Raw genomic sequence first — 16948 nt, forward strand, 5'->3', positions numbered from 1 at the left:
CTGACCGCCCCCAGGAAAGCGGCGTGCCGGACAGGGCGGCTTGAAGGGAAATGAAAGCAGAGGAGCGCCATCCCATCCGGGATGACGCTCCTCTGCTCAAAATTATTTGAAGTTTTTCAGTGCCCTCGAATATACGTAGACGGTTTTTTTGCGTCTGAAAGAAGGGTAAAGTGAAGAAAAGGGGGGCGTTCACTCATGGAGACGACACATTATATACGCATTTCCCCGGAAGTATGGGTCTCGTTCGGTCAAGACCCGGAGATGATTTTAGACTGGTTGCTTCACGTGCACGAGCAACACCGTGACACGTACGAGACGTTGACGCTTCCAAATATTGAACGGTTTCAACAAATACTCGGTCAAATCGAGGTGTATATCGACGGGAATGATACGTATAACTTGGAGATGGCCGTCATCGGGGAAGAGTTGGTCGTCAATGAGAAGCAGGCGGTCGTCGTCGGGATTTTGACGCCGCAGCTGCTTCATATCGTCAAAGACGCGATGAACGCCTTCAAAAAAGAAGATGTCGGAGAGATGGCGCTAGTGAATCGTGACAGTCTCGATGACATTTGGCTCAAATGGACGCTGTTGAAGCGCTTCTGTGACGAGGCGAGCGAACGGGATGAGCTCGTGTTGATTTATTATGAATGAATTCCTCTATCACATGGTATAATTTAACAAAAATGACGGAGGGATGGAGCGTGGATTTTTTAGGACTTCTGTTATGGATTGGGCTTTTCATTAATCCGTTTTTAGGTTATCAAACGGGGGAGAAATGGATTGGGCGTCTGACGCTCGGATCTTTACTCGTATTGATGGGCTTGTTTTTGTATCGGCATAGCGGATTCGATGCGTATGAGTCGTTGCAAAGCGTATGGGATGTGCTACTTACGGTTTATCTGCTCATGCTCGTCATGAATAGTTATTTAGTTAGTCGACGACTTGTTCCAGAACTGACAGTATTTCATATCAGTTTCATTGCACTGTCTAGCTTTATGTTGAGCCAAATTTGGTCAGTTCTATCCTTGAAAACGTGGAAGACGTCTCAACTTGTCGATACACAAACCTTGCTGTTGACACTTATAATCGCGTTAATCCTCTTACTTATCGTTTGTTTGAAGATGGTGGATCGTCGAGCCAATGCATAAAAAATCCCGAAGCGTGTAAGTTCACATGCTTCGGGATTTCGTTTATTTCAATGCGATTTCAAGCGCTTTGACGTTCTCGCGCATCAAGTCGAAATAGCTTTGGTCCATCTGTTCTTTCGTGACCGATTCAAGGTTGTAAATCGTCACCGCTTCGGCACCGATTTCATTTTTGACGACTTCGGCCACTTTCGGTGTCACCGTGTCCTCGAACGCGATGTACTTCAAGTCATGGAGCTCTGCCTCTTCGATGACCCGCTTGAGCGCTTGCTGTGACGGCTCTTCAGACGGCGTGAGACCAGTGATCGGAAGCTGGTCGAAACCGTATCGTTCCGCCAAGTAGCCATAAGCCGCGTGCGTCACGAGGAGCTCTGACTTCGAACCGGCGTCGACAGCCGCTTGCAGCTCGGCATCGAGCGTGTCGGCTTCTTCTTTGAATGCGCTCAACCGATTTGCGAATTCGTCTTTATAGTCAGGCGCTTGCTCGGCGAACGACGCCTCAACCGCTTCTGCCATCGAGACGGCGTTCATCGGATCGAGCCAGACGTGCGGGTCGTATTGGCCGTGATTGTGACCGTCGTCCTCGCTGTGGCCTGCTTCTTCTTCCGTATGCCCATCTTCCTCGTGGCCATGCTCGTCTGCTTCGTGGCCGTGCTCATCCTCACCGTGAACGTGGACCGTGTCGTCAGCCGAGAGCAGAGCGATGTCTTCTGCTGTTTTGACGAACGTGACGTCCTCACTCGCGAGACTCTGTTCCATCGACTCGACGTACGGCTCAAGGTCATGGCCGATCGTGAGGAATAGATCAGCTTCCGCGATCTGTGTCATCTGTTTTGAAGTCGGCTCGTACGTGTGCGGGTCGGCGCCGGGCGGGATCACCATCTCAACGCGGACGCGATCGCCCCCGATCTCTTCGGCAATCGATTTTAAGGCGAATGTCGACGCGTATACCGTCAACTGATCGCTCGCTTCGTCTGTAGCATTTGTAGCATTACTCTCTTCGTTGTTGGCGCAACCGCCGAGTAAAAGTGTCCCGGCCGCGGCGACACTCATTAATTTCTTGTTCATGTATTATTCCGCCTCTCATTCTCTATATCAATTATTAAACCGTAACGGTTACGTTCTGTGACTGCGTCTAATATTATAGGGGGCAGTCAATCACACGTCAAGTCCGACTTCCGATGGATGGTTTTTTAAGAAAAAGGGAATATGATTAAAAAAAGAGCGAGGAGTGGATTTGTATGAGAAAGGAGACCGCCTGGTTTGTCGGGGGCGCTGCGTTAGCGGCGGCGACCGCGGCCGGGGCGAGCGTTTGGAATCAGTACGGTTCGCTCGTTAGATGGCAAGAACCAGAGATGACGGTTCGCCCGTCTATACGCAAACGACGAACCCACACGTACAAGGTCGTCAACGACCAACCGCTCCAATTCGATATATACTACCCACCGGGCGATGGACCGTTCCCGGTCGCCGTCTACGCGCACGGTGGCGCGTTCGTCCGCGGAGGCCGAGGCATGGTGACATTGTTCCATCCCCTTCTCGATCATTTCTTGGGGAAAGGGTTCGCCATCGTCAGCATCGACTATCGACTGTTCGAGGACGGGGTCTACTTCCCGGACAACATCATCGACGTGTCTGACGCGCTCTGTTACTTGAAACAACATGACGGGCTTCTCAATCTCGATATCGATCAATTGATCGGCTGGGGCGACTCGGCGGGTGCGGCGCTCGTCCTCGCGACGGCGCTCGACCGGGGTAAACAGTTTACAGGTGAACTCGGTGACGACGTGCCGCCGATGAAAGGTGTCATCGCGCTGTATCCGCCGACGAACTTCCTATTGTTCAAGTTCATCCAGACATGGCTCGCGCACTTGAAGTTTTACGAGGGCAGTCGCGAGGCGTGGCGTGAATTGATGGTGAAATGTTCACCGGTCACACATCTGTATGACGACGCGCCGCCGATTCTCATCTTGCACGGGAAAAAAGACCCGATCGTCCCGTTCGGGCAAGCGCTCCATTTCGTCGAGCACGCCAGTGAGGTCGGAGCGAACGTCCAGCTCATCTCGTTCCCGAACGGTACCCACTCGCTTGCAAGTTTTCTCCAATCTGATAATCCGATTAAAGAAACACAGCTCATGGCCCGCATCGATCGTTTCATCGACGATGCCTTGACGTGACGTTGCGCTTTTTTAGAAAGATGTTACGATTGGAAAAGATTTAACGATTACGAAGGAGTGAAGAGTGTGACGGAACTTTGTTTAGTCCGACATGGTCAGACAGATTGGAATTTTCAAGAAATCATTCAAGGACGGGAAGATATCCCGCTCAACGCGCTTGGACATCGCCAAGCCGAAGAGAGCGCGGCTTTTTTAAGTCAAGAGAACTGGGACGTGATCGTCGCGAGCCCGCTCACGCGAGCAATCGATACGGCCCATTACATCGCGGAGGCGTGTGGGATCGGTCCGGGCGAGATTATTCAAGACGAACGGTTCATCGAGCGTGAGTTCGGCCATGCGTCAGGCAAACCGGTGCCTGGCATTTACGAGGCCGTTCAAGCGGACGATCAGGAACGGGTTCCGGGTCTTGAGTCGGAAGACGAGATGCGGGCCCGGGTGCTTGAAGGGATGGAACATCTCGTCGAGGTGCATAAAGGGAAGCGGATCATCGTCGTCTGCCATTCGCATGCAATCAAAGCCGCCCTATCGGCGGTCGATGACACGTACACGTTCCGCCATGCCATGCGGAACGCCTGCTCGAACTATATCGAACATCGTGAAGATCAGTTCGTCGTAAAGGCAGTGAACGTTGCCGATCATATTACGAACGAGATCGTCACGAAGTGAGGAGAGGCTCATGACGACATTGCTCTGGATTTTCATCATCGCATCATTTGTTGTCGCGTTCGCGGGATTGATCTATCCGGTCATCCCGAGCGTGCTGTTCTTATTCATCGGTTATGTGATTTACGGATTCGGGTTCTCGTTTGAACCGCTCACATGGACGTTTTGGCTCTGGCAAATCCTGTTCTTGATTTTCTTGTTTGCGGTCGACTACATCGTCACACGGGCGACAGTCGACAAGCGCGGCGGCTCGGAACGGGCGAAGTGGGGCGCGACCATCGGTTTAATCGCCGGACCGTTCATCTTCCCGCTCGTCGGCGTACTCATCTTCCCGTTCATCTTTGCGTTTTTAGCGGAGCTCACGCTCGGCAAAACGACGCGCGAGGCGTGGAGCATCGGCGTCGGGACGGTGCTCGCATTCCTTGGGAGCACCGTGCTCAAAGTCATCGGGATGACGATGATGGTCATCTTGTTTTTCATGTATATCTAAAGGCGGAGAAAATTCTTCGTCTTTTTTGGTTGAGCCGTTTACAAAAACGGGGAAAGAAAAACAAGACCGTTCGCTTATTCGAACGATCCTGTCTTGACGAGCTGGGTGAAGGCAGAGCGGCTGAACGACTGTTGCTGCTCGACTTGTTTTTCGAAGAACGACGGTTTGAGATTGGCGTCCGCCACCCCTTCTGAGATCAAGGAGTCGAGAACTTGTTTCGTCGGATCTTGTTTTGGCAGGAGCATCAATCCTTCAGCGACGAACGTGTGATGGTTCGACAGCGAACGCTCGCTCGTGAACGTCATCGCGATGGCCGCGGGACGGTTATTGGCCGAGGTGATGACCGCCTCTGCTAAAAGAAGGATCCGTTTATTCAAATAGTGGTGGAGCATGACGGCAAATTCGGTCGGGACGAGCATTTCGAGGAGCCATTCATTATCGTGTTCTTTCGAGATGATCAACCCGTCGAGCAGCTCGATCGGGAGGTTTAACTCGTTGCCGTACTCGTCTTGGACGAGGCGGACTTGGACCAGACGGAACGTTTTCATCGTATCGATCCCTTCCACGTTTTCTTTAACTCATCTTAACATAGTCTGATTCGAAGATTGTGTTACGATAACGGGGAAGCGACGTGAATATCAGAGGATAAGGAGGCATCACCATGAGTTGGATTGTTGGCATAATCGGATATATCACGATCCTAGCAATCGGTTATTACGGTGTCCTTTTCTTCAAAGTAAAGCAAGAACGGAGTCGAGCCGGGTATCGCATCTTTCTTTTACTCTCGGGACTGTTCTTCGTGAGTGGGAGTGACTATATCATCGCCTTGTTCCAGGGGGACACGGAGGCGACGTTTTGGCAGCGGACCATCTATTTCATCTTGATTTTGATTTCCCTTTCGATCGCACTTTACTTTCGGAGAAAAGAAGATAAACTCCATGCGCACGAAATGACGACCGCATAAAGAAAAGGTTACGGGGACGCCCCGTAACCTTTTCTTTATTTTGGAATCCGTGTTTGACGGATCATTTCGAGCTTCAAATCCCACAGCGGCTTGCTGAACGTGACCGCATACACTTCTGGCAACCGGAGTCGCTTGTACTCTTCCCATAGTCCGTTCATCTGCTCATGGTGATACTGGCGGATGTCTGTCGCACTCGGCAAGTCGTACACGCGCTTCCCATCTAGGAAGATCGGTTCGAGCAAACGTTTGACGGTGAAGTTGCGCGTCTTGATTCGGAACGCCGGGTCACGCACGTCGATCAAGTCGATCTCTGTATACGTCTCGACCGGTTCGTCGGCGAGCGCGATGTAATCCCCTTTGAACTTGCCCGTCTCGTTATCGATGATCCGGTAAAGTTCTTTCTTGTGCGGGGTCGTCGTCTTCACTTTCGAGGACGACACTTTGATGACCGGTTTCAACTCGCCGTCGGCCCCTTCACGGGCGACGAGCTTGTACACCATCCCGAGGGCCGGCTGTTCATAAGCCGTGATCCCGCGCGTCCCGACGAGGAACGTGTCGGCTTCAGCGCCTTGCATCCGCAAGTCTTGGATGACGTACTCGTCGAGGTCACCTGAGACGACAATTTTAACGTAGTCGAGACCGGTCGCGTTCAATGCTTTCCGAGCCCGTTTTGATAAGTAGGCAAGGTCGCCCGAATCGAGACGGACCGATTTCAAGCGGTATCCTTTCGCCTCGAGCTCTTTTGCGACCGTGATGGCGTTCGGGAGCCCCGATTTGAGCGTGTCGTATGTGTCGATCAACAGGCTCGTGTTGTCCGGATACATCTCGGCAAACGAACGGAACGCCTCGAGTTCGTCATCATGAAACTGGATGTCGGCGTGCTCCATCGTCCCTCCGGTCGGGACGTTAAAATCACGTCCTGCCGAAACGAGGCTCGTCACGTCAAAGCCGGCGATGTAAGCGGCGCGCGTCCCATAGTAGGCGGCGTCGACGCCTTGGGCACGGCGGGCCCCGCCTTCAAGCAACGTCTCATTCGGCGCGGCTTGACGGATTCGGGCGTACTTCGAGGCAATGAGTGACTCATGGTTAGCGATGTTGAGGAGCGCCGTTTGGAACAGCTTCGCTTCGAAGATCGTCGACTCGATCCGGACGACTTGTTCGTGCGGGAAGATGATTTCACCTTCGCGCACACTATAGAGAGAACCGGTGAACTTGAAGTTGCGGAGAACGTCACCGAACTCGTCCTCGAACCCGAGCTGTTCTTTCAAATAAGCAATATCGGCTTCCGTGAACGAGACGTTCTCTAAATAGTGCACGATATTTTGCAAGCCGGCGAAGACGACGTAACCGCCGCTGAACGGGTTCGAGCGGTAGTAAAGGTCGAAGACGACTTTTTCGTTATGACGGCCTTGTTTCCAATAAATATACATCCAGCGTGGGAGATAAAGGTCGGTATGAAGCGCTAAGTTGCGATGTAACATTGTAGTTTCCTTTCTGTTTGGCGTCACTTCCCGGTCACAGTAGCTCCGAGGGTCGTGACAAAATGTTCGAGCGCCCAGTCGTGTCCGACCGGGTTAAAGCTTTGAACCGCATCCGCATGGACGACGATCTTGTATCCGAGGTTGTACGCATCGACGGCCGTATGGAGCACACAGATGTCGGTGCATACACCGACGAGATGGACTTCATGGATGCCGCGCTCACGTAGGCGAAGGTCAAGGTCTGTGCCTGCGAAGGCGCTGTAACGCGTCTTGTCGATCCAATGATCGGCGCGTTCGGCGGCGGGTTTGACGGCGCCGTACAACTCGCGACCTTCCGTGCCCCGAATGTTGTGGGGTGGGAACAACGTCGTTTCAGGGTGATACGTGTCGCCGGCGTCATGGACGTCGTTCGCGACGACGACGTAGTCCTCTGTTGAAAATTCCTCGATCAACTGGACGATTCGTTCTTCTATGTCTTGCCCGGGTTTCCCGCAAGTCAAACGACCCGTGTCTGCGATAAAATCAAACGTATAATCAATGACGATCAATGCCCGCATGGGAAGTCTCCTCTCTCTTGTGAAGAATGATTTGGCTATCTTTCTTATTCTAAATCATTTTGCGGCATGCGAAAAAGATTATTTTCGCGCTTGGTCGGGTAGTAAGTGTAAGAGGAACTGCAATCGAAAGGGGAATCAGCTGATGATTTTGTCATCGACCGAACTGTCTGAACAGTTGTCACGATTACCGGGCTGGGAAGTCGTCGAAGGGGAGTTACAAAAAACGTATCGCCTCGAGACGTTTCCGGAGGCGATCCAATTCGTTCATCTCGTCGCCGATATGGCCGAGACGCTCAACCATCATCCGAACATATTGATCGAGTATCGCAACGTCACGCTCACCGTGTCGACACACGACGAAGGAGGCATCACAGAGAAGGACATCATGCTCGCGAAAGGCTGTGAGGAACTTGTCTAAACTGTTTATGACGTTCGCCTCAGGCAGTGTGGCCGATCGGTTGCGCAAGGAACCGGGCGTCATCGTCGCGAGCGGCAACGAGACAATCTTGCTTGCCGAAGGGGACAAGTCCCCGTTCCAGAGTGGGAAGACGTTCCAGATCGAAGAAGCGGCAGGACAATTCGCGCCGACAGGGAATATCATCTATGCGAACATCCCGGTCGACTCGAACGCCCGGTCGCTCTTGTTCCACCGATTGCTGAAAGAAAAGTCTCGTCTCGGGTCTGGGCACAACGGATTTGCCGCGTATCGGCTCGGCGTTGACCCGGACGACAACCACGGGATTGTCATCATTCAATTCACTGAAGAAGGAAATCGGTTCCGTGATTCGACCGACTACTTACTGTTTCAAGAACGGTTGAAAGAAGCCGTCGAACAAAAAGGGGCCGGTCCGATCATAAAACACTATGTCGTCAGTGAACCGGATAACCTATAATAAACATAACGTCACGTTAGGGGAGGATTTTTTTATGAACAAGAACTACTTCTGGATGGGTTTGGCGGCAGGTGCCATCATCGGTGCCAGCGCATCGCTACTCCACAAAGAGACACGCGATCAGCAGATCAGACAGCTCAAAGGGATGAAGTCACGACTCAAGTCGACGGACACATCGACGCAATCACATTCGGTCGGGCTCCAAGCCTCATCGAAAAGCAGCTTGAAAGACCGCGTCATGGACTTGAAGGCGTTGTACGAAGAAAACCAAGACACGATTCAAAACCTCGTCGAAGACGTCAAAGACTTGGTCGACGCGCTCCAAGACGCACGTCATAAAAATCAGATTTAATTCAAATGGCCAAGCGCTGAGCGCTTGGCCATTTTTTCATAAGAACTGTGCGAACAAGCCGAAAACGGCGAGCCCGATAATGACGTAGAAAATCCATTTGCTGTCGCTCGAATGGACGACAGGCGGAGCGTACTTCCGCGGCTTGTACTTCCCGTAACGGAGCGGACGCGAGTAAGGCACCGTGAAACGAGACAGCGGGATCGCGAGCAAGAATCCGGCCAAGAATCCGTACACGTGTCCCCAAAGCGACACGTTCGACCCGATGAGCGTGAACACGGCGCTGATGGCGACGAAGATATAGACGAGTCGAGCGTCTTGGCTGTAGATGAGCGTACGGCGGAAGCGGCCGATGAAAACGTAGAAGCCGAGAATCGCTAAAATCGCACCCGAAGCACCGGCCTGCAGGTAGAACAGTTCGCTCACCGTGAAGAAGGTCAACAAGTTGGCGAGCGCACCCGCCACGAGATAAAACACGGCGAACTTCACATGACCGACCATGCGTTCCATGGCAGGTCCGAAAATGATGAGCGCGAACGAGTTGAACAGCAAGTGACCGAGGCCTAAATGAATGAAGTTGGCTGTCACGAGACGGTACCACTCGCCCTGGGCGAGCGCGAGGTGGAACGACCCTCCGAGCGCGACGATACGCAGTGAGGGCATCAAAGAATCGATGACAAACACGAGCAGTTGGATTACAATGAACAGCGTTACGAGCGGATACGCCCGTACGAACGTTTGAACATTCTCAGTACGACTAAACATAGCATCACCTCTTTTCTTAATTGTATAAGGAAACGAGTGAAAAAGGAAAGGAGCGAGTGTCCTATGATTGCGGGAATCGGAATCGATATCGTCGAGCTAGAACGGATCGCTCGCTCGATCGAACAACCTCGCTTTATGAACCGGGTGCTTACGGAGGCAGAGCGCGGGCTTGCCCTCACGTATTCAGACGAACGCCGAATCGAGTTCGTCGCCGGTCGGTTCGCGGCGAAAGAAGCCTACGCCAAAGCGGTCGGGACAGGCATCGCCCGCGGTTTGTCGTGGCAGCAGATCGAAATATTGCCGGACGAGACGGGACGCCCGCATATGACGGCGCCTCACCCGGGCCGGATTCATGTCAGCATTAGCCATAGCGAACGGTACGCCGTCGCACAAGTCATCATTGAAGAGGGGGATCACCATGTTTCGTCCAAGTTGGATTGAAATCGACCGGGCGGCGATCGCCCACAACATCATCGAAATCAAAAAACGTATCCCGCAAGCGCTCATGGCGGTCGTGAAAGCGAACGCCTACGGGCACGGGGCCGTTGAGGTCGCGAACATCGCGCTCGCAAACGGGGCGACGATGCTCGGAGTCGCCTTGCTTGAAGAAGCAATCGAGCTTCGAGACGCCGGTATCACCGCCCCGATACTCGTCATGGAAGCACAATTCCCAGAATACGCCGGAGTCGCGGCCGAGCATGATGTGACGCTCTCCGTGTTCTCGGCCGACTGGTTACGTGAGGCGAAAGCGTATGTGACCGAGCGGCCGCTCACCGTACACGTCAAAGTCGACACAGGCATGGGACGTCTCGGCTTGCGGACGCGGGCCGAACTTGACGCACTTCTCGACGCAGCCGACGACCGCTTTGACGTCGAAGGGATTTATACACACTTCGCGACGGCCGACGAACCGGACAGTCCGCTCTATTACAAGCAACAAAAGCGGTTCAGTCAATTGATCGACGGACTCATCCCGCGCTTCCGCTACATTCATACATCGAACTCGGCCGGGGCGATCCGGATGGCCGGAGAAGATGTTCCCTATAACCTTGTCCGTGTCGGCATCGCGCTGTACGGGTTATACCCATCGAGCGAGATGGCGTCGGCGTATGCGTTCTTGAAACCGGCGTTCACATTGAAGAGCCGACTCATGCAAGTGAAGACGCTTGAAGCCGGGCAGACGGTCAGCTACGGTGCGACTTACACGACGACGGCCGATGAATGGATCGGGACGGTACCGGTCGGATATGCCGACGGCTGGATCCGCAAGGCGAGCGGCTTCGAAGTCGACGTCGAGGGCGAGCGTTGCCCGATCGTCGGACGGGTGTGCATGGACCGCTTCATGATCCGCCTTCCGCACGAGTTCTCGGTCGGCACCGTCGTCACGTTGATCGGCGGGGCGGTCGCCATCGATGAACTCGCGGCACACCTCGGGACCATCAATTACGAGGTCGTTTGTCAATTGACGAGTCGATTGCCACGGCGCTACGTGTAAATCATAAACGTGTGAAATTATCTGAATTCTTTCGTGAATCCTCTATATTTTCCCATTCTTGCGTGTTATATTGATAAAGAACGCGGGAAAAATTCCGCCAATCACCGAAACGATTCTGGAGGTGCAAGATGTTGAAACAGCGAACTGCGGGTGCTCTAGTGTCCGTTCCAGATCGGTTCTCGCAGCATGTGAGTCCGATTTCGATGAAAGATCGTGAATCACTGTCATTGAACGATGTAGTGACGTACTTGTCTAAGGAAATTGCTGATCGACAACAAGCACTGCGTGAAGAATTGGCGAAAGGCTATCAAGAGATGGCCGCGTTTAATTTGAATATGGCAGAAGAGATGCTGATGATTGAGACGGAAGCCGAACATGCTCTCTTACGTCAAGTAAGCGGGGTGTGAGCGGAGTGATCGTAAAGCGTGGTGACGTGTTTTATGCGAATCTGTCGCCCGTAGTCGGTTCAGAGCAAGGTGGAGTTCGTCCGGTTCTCGTCATTCAAAACGATATCGGCAATCGCTTTAGCCCGACCGTCATTGTCGCTGCGATTACGGCTCAGATCCAGAAAGCAAAACTGCCGACTCATGTGGAAGTATATCAAGTCAAACACGGCCTCGAACGAGACTCCGTGATTTTGCTTGAACAGATTCGAACGATTGATAAGCGTCGTCTGACGGATAAAGTCACTCATCTCGATGATGAGACGATGCACAAAGTTGACCGAGCGCTAGAGATCAGTATGGGATTAATCCCGCTCTAGCTTACATATAACTAAACCGGTACATGGGTATCGGTTTTTTTTTCAAAAAGATCGATAAAAGTGGTTTCAAATCCTGAAATAAGGGAAATATGATTAATCGTACTCAATTTTTCTATGCGTAACATTAGGAGGGAATATACAATGGATTTAGCGATTCGCGAGCAAGTCATTGGAGAACAATTACACCTTTACGTTTCTGGAGAGGTAGACACATATACGGCACCAAAATTGAAAGAGGTCTTGCACCCGGCGATTACGGAACAAGATGTCATCGTTCATTTGGACGAAGTCGACTATATGGACTCAACAGGTCTCGGCGTCTTTGTCGGCGCACTTAAAATTGCCAAACGTAACGAGAAAGAGTTGTCGCTCGTCGGCGTTACCGATCGCGTCAACCGTCTCTTTGAATTGACAGGCCTAGACAAGTTATTGTCGATCAATACAAACGTAAGAGGTGGCACGAAATGAGTAACATCGAACAGACGGTGATGACGTTCCCGGCCAAACCGGAATATGTCGGCGTGGTCCGTTTAGTCGTCTCAGGAATCGCTAACCGTATGGGATATACGTACGACGAGATCGAGGATATTAAAATCGCGGTCTCGGAAGCGTGTGGCAACGCTGTTCAGCACGCTTATGAAGACCAAGAGGGTGAAGTGAAGCTCACGTGCGGCGTCCACGACGACCGCCTCGAGATGACGATCGAAGACTCGGGCAAGACGTTCGCGGACGACGTGAAACGCCAAGCGGCTCCGGTCGAGGAGACGGCAGAAATCGAATCGCTTCACGAAGGGGGACTCGGTCTTTTCCTCATTGAAGCGTTAATGGATAACGTCTCGATCAACAAGGACAACGGTGTCAAAGTGACGATGACGAAACTCCTTAACAGGGACGAGGTGGATCAGAGTGCCAGCAAAATCTCAACAACGCCATCACAGTGATGATGAAGTATTAGAGTGGATTGAGCGCTATCAACAGGACGATCAAAACGAAGAAGTCCAGATGCTCCTCATCAACCGATACTCAGACCTTGTTGAAGCGCTCGCTCGAAAATTCTCGCGTGGCCGGGCCATCCATGATGACCTCGTGCAAGTCGGGATGATCGGGTTGCTCGCCGCACTTCGCCGTTTCGACCCGGAGTTCGGACGCAGCTTCGAATCATTCGCTGTTCCAACGATCATCGGTGAAATCAAGCGTTTCATCCGTGACAAGACGTGGAGCGTTCACGTGCCGCGTCGGATCAAGGAGCTTGGACCGAAAATCAAGAAGACGGTCGAAGAGCTGACGACAGAACTGCAACGGTCACCGCGCATCGATGAGATCGCCGACTACCTTGGCGTTTCCGATGAAGAAATTCTCGAAACGCTCGAGATGGGCAAGAGCTATCAAGCGCTCTCGGTCGACAGTTCAATTGAAGCGGACAATGAAGGTAGCACGGTCACACTGCTCGACCTCGTCGGCAGCCAAGAGCGTGGGTATGAGTCAGTCGACCAGCGCCTCATTCTCGAAAAGGCGTTCAGCGTCTTGAACGAGCGGGAACAAGCGATTTTGGAATGTGCTTACTATAAAAACATGAGTCAAAAAGAGACGGGCGAACTCCTCGGTATTTCCCAGATGCACGTGTCACGTCTACAACGACGCGCGCTCGAGAAATTGCGTGAGGCCATCAAAGTCCCACTCAACGAAGTATTCTCAAACGATGACTAAACGGTCATCGTTTTTTTGTCGTCTTCTACAGAGTTTGCTACACTTCAATAGAGAAGAGAAAAGGAAGTGATTCGATTGATTACGAAGATTGCGAACGAATTAAAGCTGAATACGAGTCAAATCGAGACGGTACAACAACTTGCGTCGGACGGAGCGACGATCCCGTTCATGGCCCGCTATCGAAAAGAGATGACGGGGAATTTGGATGAAGTCGAGATCAAAGCGATCCTCGACTCGCTCCAATACGAAGAGAGTCTCCAAAAACGGAAAACAGACGTCCTCGCAAAACTCGAAGAACTCGAGAAGGCGACGCCGGAGCTGACACGGGCCATCGAGGTCGCGACGAGTCTCCAACAAGTCGAGGACATCTACTTGCCGTATCGTCCGAAGCGCCGGACGAAAGCCGAGCAGGGACGAGAGAAGGGGTTACAGCCGCTTGCCAACTGGTTCCGGGAAGCATCTGCTTATTCGGTGCAACAAGCGGAGGGACTCGCGGGTGAACTGGCGCTAGAAGAGGCGCTTCCGTTCGTACAAGCGATCATCGGGGAAGAGTGGGGGGAAGAGGCAGCGCTCCGCCAGACGCTGCGGACGAAAGTGCGGAACGAGGCACTCCTCCGGTCCCAAAAGAAAAAGGCGGCAGAAGATGAGAAAGAAGTGTTCGCCCAGTATTACGACTACGAGGAGAAAGTGGTCGGCATCGTGCCGCACCGCATCCTCGCGTTGAACCGGGGTGAGCGGACCGACGTGCTCCAAGTGAAGCTCGTCTTTGACGAGACGTTGTTCTTGAAACGAGCAATCAGTAAGTTAGATCGTCTTCCGACCGAGAAACGGGATGTCGTGACGCTCGCTATAAAGGACGCGTTCAAGAAATCGGTCTTCCCGGCCATCGAACGTGAAATCCGCAGTTCGTTGACCGAGACGGCTGAAGAACAAGCAATCGACGTCTTCGCGAAGAACTTGAAGCAGCTCTATATGCAGCCGCCACTCCGTGAAGTCGTCGTGCTCGGTATTGACCCGGCCTACCGGACCGGCTGTAAGTGGGCCGTCGTCAACGAGACCGGGAAAGTCGAAGAAGTCGGCGTGTTCTATCCGACGGCGCCGAAGCATGACGTGACCGGTTCAGAAAAAGTGCTCTCATCTCTCGTGAAACGCTATCCGATCTCCGTCATCGTCATTGGCAACGGGACCGCCTCACGTGAGACCGAGCAATTTGTCTCGAACTGGCTGAAGACGGCCGAGCGTGAGATCGCGTACGCGATCGTCAATGAAGCCGGTGCCAGCGTATACTCGGCTTCCGAGATTGCGCGATCTGAGTTCCCGGAGTTGAAAGTCGAAGAACGTTCGGCTGTATCGATTGCCCGTCGGATCCAAGATGCGATGGCCGAGCTTGTGAAAGTCGACCCGCAATCGGTCGGGGTCGGACAGTACCAGCATGATGTCAGTCAAAACAAATTGAAAGGCTCACTCGAGTTCGTCGTCGAGAGCGTCGTCAACATGGTCGGTGTCGATGTGAACCGAGCTTCCGAGTCGTTGCTCACGTACGTATCGGGCCTCAATAAGACGACGGCAAAAAATATCGTCGCGTATCGTGATGAGTTCGGGCGCTTCAATACCCGAAAAGAGATTAAGAAAGTGCCGCGGCTTGGGGCGAAGGCGTATGAGCAAGCAGCTGGCTTCCTTCGCATCACGAACGGGAGCGACGTGCTCGACCAAACCGAGATCCACCCAGAGAGTTACAAGTTGACGTTATCTCTATTGAAGGAACTCGGTGTCTCGAAAGCAGCGGTCGGCACGGCCGAGTTGCGAGATCGGTTGAAATCGGTCGATGCCCGAGTGCTCAGCGAAACGCTTGAGGCGGGACTACCGACGGTCGAAGACATCTTGAAGTCACTCGCCAAGCCGGGCCGTGATCCACGTGAGGATATTCAAAAGCCGCTCTTACGGACGGACGTCATGAACTTAGAAGACTTGCAGGTCGGGATGGAGTTCCAAGGGACGGTCCGCAACGTCATCGACTTCGGGGCGTTCGTCGATATCGGGGTCAAACAGGACGGGCTCGTCCACATCTCGAAGTTGTCGAACCGTTACGTCAAACATCCGCTCGACGTCGTCGCGGTCGGGGACATCGTCACCGTCTGGATTGAGCAAGTCGATGCCAACCGGGGTCGAATCAGCCTGACGATGTTAGAGCCTAAAAAACAATAAATCGATATTTAGTAAGAAGAAAGTCGGAGTTGAGCAAAGTGGTTTCATTTTGCTCAACTTTTTTATTAAAAAGTGTTGACGGTCGTTTTTTACCGTGATATCTTATAGGAGTCGCCAAGAGCGCGGCATGAAAAATTAAAGCTTTTCTAAAAAAGTGATTGACACGTTTCGGGTTTGCGGTTACAATTTAAATCGTTACTTTGAAAAATTCAAGCAACGTTCCGCAATAGCTCAGTGGTAGAGCAACCGGCTGTTAACCGGTAGGTCGTAGGTTCAAATCCTACTTGCGGAGCCATTTTATTTTGGAGACGTACCCAAGCGGCTATAAGGGGCTCCCCTGCTAAGGGAGTAGGCTGGGAAACCGGTGCGAGGGTTCGAATCCCTCCGTCTCCGCCACTTACTTTTTAGAAAACATCAATCAAACAAATGGCCCGTTGGTCAAGCGGTTAAGACACCGCCCTTTCACGGCGGTAACACGGGTTCGATTCCCGTACGGGTCACCATTTCGGAGGATTAGCTCAGCTGGGAGAGCACCTGCCTTACAAGCAGGGGGTCGGCGGTTCGATCCCGTCATCCTCCACCATTTCAAATTTAAGCGCGTATACTGGTCTTGTGGTGTAGGGGTTAACATGCCTGCCTGTCACGCAGGAGATCGCGGGTTCAAATCCCGTCAAGACCGCCATTTACGTTGGGCTGTAGCCAAGTGGTAAGGCATTGGATTTTGATTCCAACATGCGAAGGTTCGATCCCTTCCAGCCCAGCTTATATTTGAGCCATTAGCTCAGTTGGTAGAGCATCTGACTTTTAATCAGAGGGTCGCAGGTTCGAGCCCTGCATGGCTCACCATTTTTATTCCTCGTAACATTTAATTACGCTGCGGTCGTGGCGGAATCGGTAGACGCGCTAGGTTGAGGGCCTAGTGGTGGTTAACACCGTGGAGGTTCAAGTCCTCTCGACCGCACCATGCACCCTTAGCTCAGCTGGATAGAGCGTTAGACTACGAATCTAAAGGCCGGGAGTTCGAATCTCTCAGGGTGCACCATTTTTATTATGGGCCTATAGCTCAGCCGGTTAGAGCGCACGCCTGATAAGCGTGAGGTCGGTGGTTCGAGTCCACTTAGGCCCACCATCTTAACTGACGAACTTTGAAAACTGAACGATGAGGCAAAAAAAGTTTTACAAGTTTTGATTGAAGCGCAAGCTTCGTCATTTTCAAGAGCTATATCAAATTCTTTGGAGAGTTTGATCCTGGCTCAGGACGAACGCTGGCGGCGTGCCTAATACATGCAAGTCG

At 52.5% G+C, this 16948-nt stretch carries 22 protein-coding genes, 10 tRNA genes and 1 rRNA gene; 28 read left to right on the forward strand and 5 right to left on the reverse strand.

Annotated features, from left to right (window positions below):
- Positions 1–195 precede the first annotated feature (195 nt).
- Both EVJ20_RS14780 and EVJ20_RS14785 read left to right on the forward strand, forming a co-directional pair.
- Positions 196–651 (forward strand): hypothetical protein, encoded by a 456-nt coding sequence (locus EVJ20_RS14780; RefSeq protein WP_070329208.1) that lies wholly within the window; start codon positions 196–198, stop codon positions 649–651.
- 50 nt (positions 652–701) lie between these two features.
- Positions 702–1148 carry a hypothetical protein gene (locus tag EVJ20_RS14785; RefSeq protein ID WP_131490621.1) on the forward strand — a complete coding sequence of 149 codons (447 nt, stop codon included), beginning with the start codon at positions 702–704 and terminating at the stop codon, positions 1146–1148.
- 42 nt (positions 1149–1190) lie between these two features.
- Here EVJ20_RS14785 and EVJ20_RS14790 read toward each other — a convergent pair whose 3' ends face one another.
- Positions 1191–2213, reverse strand: a complete 1023-nt coding sequence (locus EVJ20_RS14790) for a metal ABC transporter solute-binding protein, Zn/Mn family (RefSeq protein ID WP_131508743.1) — start codon at positions 2211–2213, stop codon at positions 1191–1193.
- 173 nt (positions 2214–2386) lie between these two features.
- Between EVJ20_RS14790 and EVJ20_RS14795 the strand changes: the two genes are divergently transcribed.
- From EVJ20_RS14795 to EVJ20_RS14805, 3 genes are all read left to right on the forward strand, one after another.
- On the forward strand, positions 2387–3322 hold the full coding sequence (locus tag EVJ20_RS14795) for an alpha/beta hydrolase (protein ID WP_070329211.1): 936 nt from the start codon (positions 2387–2389) through the stop codon (positions 3320–3322).
- Between the two features lie 66 nt (positions 3323–3388).
- Positions 3389–3988 carry a histidine phosphatase family protein gene (locus EVJ20_RS14800; protein ID WP_070329212.1) on the forward strand — a complete coding sequence of 200 codons (600 nt, stop codon included), beginning with the start codon at positions 3389–3391 and terminating at the stop codon, positions 3986–3988.
- Positions 3989–3998: 10 nt separating this feature from the next.
- Positions 3999–4475 (forward strand): DUF456 domain-containing protein, encoded by a 477-nt coding sequence (locus EVJ20_RS14805; RefSeq protein ID WP_070329213.1) that lies wholly within the window; start codon positions 3999–4001, stop codon positions 4473–4475.
- A gap of 74 nt (positions 4476–4549) precedes the next feature.
- Here EVJ20_RS14805 and EVJ20_RS14810 read toward each other — a convergent pair whose 3' ends face one another.
- Positions 4550–5041 carry a YwpF-like family protein gene (locus EVJ20_RS14810; protein ID WP_236633760.1) on the reverse strand — a complete coding sequence of 164 codons (492 nt, stop codon included), beginning with the start codon at positions 5039–5041 and terminating at the stop codon, positions 4550–4552.
- 95 nt (positions 5042–5136) lie between these two features.
- Between EVJ20_RS14810 and EVJ20_RS14815 the strand changes: the two genes are divergently transcribed.
- Positions 5137–5439: a hypothetical protein gene (locus EVJ20_RS14815; protein ID WP_070329214.1), complete on the forward strand. Its 303-nt coding sequence runs from the start codon at positions 5137–5139 to the stop codon at positions 5437–5439.
- Between the two features lie 35 nt (positions 5440–5474).
- Here the strand turns inward: EVJ20_RS14815 and EVJ20_RS14820 are convergent, their stop codons facing one another.
- A complete protein-coding gene (locus EVJ20_RS14820; protein ID WP_131508745.1) occupies positions 5475–6920 on the reverse strand; it encodes a nicotinate phosphoribosyltransferase in 1446 nt (481 codons plus the stop codon).
- A 23-nt stretch (positions 6921–6943) separates the two neighbouring features.
- Positions 6944–7477 carry a cysteine hydrolase family protein gene (locus EVJ20_RS14825; RefSeq protein ID WP_070329216.1) on the reverse strand — a complete coding sequence of 178 codons (534 nt, stop codon included), beginning with the start codon at positions 7475–7477 and terminating at the stop codon, positions 6944–6946.
- A gap of 142 nt (positions 7478–7619) precedes the next feature.
- On the opposite strand from EVJ20_RS14825, the gene EVJ20_RS14830 reads away from it, so the two are divergent.
- Genes EVJ20_RS14830 through EVJ20_RS14840 form a run of 3 tightly spaced genes read left to right on the forward strand, consistent with a single transcriptional unit; the run spans position 7620 to position 8722 of the window.
- Entirely contained in the window at positions 7620–7895 is a 276-nt protein-coding gene (locus EVJ20_RS14830; protein ID WP_070329217.1) for a 4a-hydroxytetrahydrobiopterin dehydratase, read from the forward strand.
- A complete protein-coding gene (locus EVJ20_RS14835; protein WP_236633533.1) occupies positions 7888–8370 on the forward strand; it encodes a hypothetical protein in 483 nt (160 codons plus the stop codon). Before EVJ20_RS14830 ends, EVJ20_RS14835 begins: the two co-directional genes overlap by 8 nt.
- A gap of 34 nt (positions 8371–8404) precedes the next feature.
- The gene (locus EVJ20_RS14840; RefSeq protein WP_070329219.1) at positions 8405–8722 is read left to right on the forward strand and encodes a hypothetical protein; all 318 of its coding nucleotides are present in this window, start codon (positions 8405–8407) and stop codon (positions 8720–8722) included.
- 36 nt (positions 8723–8758) lie between these two features.
- On the opposite strand, the gene EVJ20_RS14845 is transcribed toward EVJ20_RS14840, so the two are convergent.
- Positions 8759–9484: a rhomboid family intramembrane serine protease gene (locus tag EVJ20_RS14845; protein ID WP_131490623.1), complete on the reverse strand. Its 726-nt coding sequence runs from the start codon at positions 9482–9484 to the stop codon at positions 8759–8761.
- Positions 9485–9547: 63 nt separating this feature from the next.
- Here EVJ20_RS14845 and acpS point away from each other — a divergent pair, with 63 nt between their 5' ends.
- The 19 genes from acpS to EVJ20_RS14940 form a co-directional block, all read left to right on the forward strand.
- Entirely contained in the window at positions 9548–9925 is a 378-nt protein-coding gene (acpS, locus tag EVJ20_RS14850) for a holo-ACP synthase (protein WP_070329221.1), read from the forward strand.
- On the forward strand, positions 9903–10979 hold the full coding sequence (alr, locus tag EVJ20_RS14855; RefSeq protein ID WP_131508747.1) for an alanine racemase: 1077 nt from the start codon (positions 9903–9905) through the stop codon (positions 10977–10979). The genes acpS and alr overlap by 23 nt, the downstream gene beginning before the upstream one ends.
- A 128-nt stretch (positions 10980–11107) precedes the next feature.
- Positions 11108–11386 carry a hypothetical protein gene (locus EVJ20_RS14860; protein WP_070329223.1) on the forward strand — a complete coding sequence of 93 codons (279 nt, stop codon included), beginning with the start codon at positions 11108–11110 and terminating at the stop codon, positions 11384–11386.
- Between the two features lie 5 nt (positions 11387–11391).
- The gene (locus tag EVJ20_RS14865; protein WP_016510516.1) at positions 11392–11742 is read left to right on the forward strand and encodes a type II toxin-antitoxin system PemK/MazF family toxin; all 351 of its coding nucleotides are present in this window, start codon (positions 11392–11394) and stop codon (positions 11740–11742) included.
- 141 nt (positions 11743–11883) lie between these two features.
- Positions 11884–12210, forward strand: a complete 327-nt coding sequence (locus EVJ20_RS14870; protein WP_016510528.1) for an STAS domain-containing protein — start codon at positions 11884–11886, stop codon at positions 12208–12210.
- Positions 12207–12683: an anti-sigma B factor RsbW gene (gene rsbW / locus EVJ20_RS14875; protein ID WP_070329224.1), complete on the forward strand. Its 477-nt coding sequence runs from the start codon at positions 12207–12209 to the stop codon at positions 12681–12683. Before EVJ20_RS14870 ends, rsbW begins: the two co-directional genes overlap by 4 nt.
- On the forward strand, positions 12649–13449 hold the full coding sequence (gene sigB, locus EVJ20_RS14880) for an RNA polymerase sigma factor SigB (RefSeq protein ID WP_016510526.1): 801 nt from the start codon (positions 12649–12651) through the stop codon (positions 13447–13449). The genes rsbW and sigB overlap by 35 nt, the downstream gene beginning before the upstream one ends.
- A gap of 66 nt (positions 13450–13515) precedes the next feature.
- Positions 13516–15654 (forward strand): Tex family protein, encoded by a 2139-nt coding sequence (locus tag EVJ20_RS14885; RefSeq protein WP_236636520.1) that lies wholly within the window; start codon positions 13516–13518, stop codon positions 15652–15654.
- A 220-nt stretch (positions 15655–15874) separates the two neighbouring features.
- Positions 15875–15949 (forward strand) — tRNA-Asn (locus EVJ20_RS14890).
- 9 nt (positions 15950–15958) lie between these two features.
- A tRNA-Ser gene (locus EVJ20_RS14895) sits at positions 15959–16050 on the forward strand.
- 32 nt (positions 16051–16082) lie between these two features.
- A tRNA-Glu gene (locus tag EVJ20_RS14900) sits at positions 16083–16157 on the forward strand.
- Positions 16158–16161: 4 nt separating this feature from the next.
- Positions 16162–16237 (forward strand) — tRNA-Val (locus tag EVJ20_RS14905).
- Positions 16238–16260: 23 nt separating this feature from the next.
- Positions 16261–16336, forward strand: a tRNA-Asp gene (locus EVJ20_RS14910).
- Between the two features lie 7 nt (positions 16337–16343).
- Positions 16344–16415: transfer RNA gene (locus tag EVJ20_RS14915), tRNA-Gln, on the forward strand.
- Positions 16416–16424: 9 nt separating this feature from the next.
- A tRNA-Lys gene (locus EVJ20_RS14920) sits at positions 16425–16500 on the forward strand.
- A gap of 30 nt (positions 16501–16530) precedes the next feature.
- Positions 16531–16618 (forward strand) — tRNA-Leu (locus tag EVJ20_RS14925).
- A gap of 1 nt (position 16619) precedes the next feature.
- A tRNA-Arg gene (locus EVJ20_RS14930) sits at positions 16620–16696 on the forward strand.
- Between the two features lie 10 nt (positions 16697–16706).
- Positions 16707–16783: transfer RNA gene (locus EVJ20_RS14935), tRNA-Ile, on the forward strand.
- Positions 16784–16884: 101 nt separating this feature from the next.
- Positions 16885–16948 (forward strand): 16S ribosomal RNA (locus EVJ20_RS14940); the annotation flags it as partial.

The organism is Exiguobacterium sp. SH0S1, from assembly GCF_004337165.1.
Lineage (GTDB): Bacteria > Bacillota > Bacilli > Exiguobacteriales > Exiguobacteriaceae > Exiguobacterium > Exiguobacterium aurantiacum_A.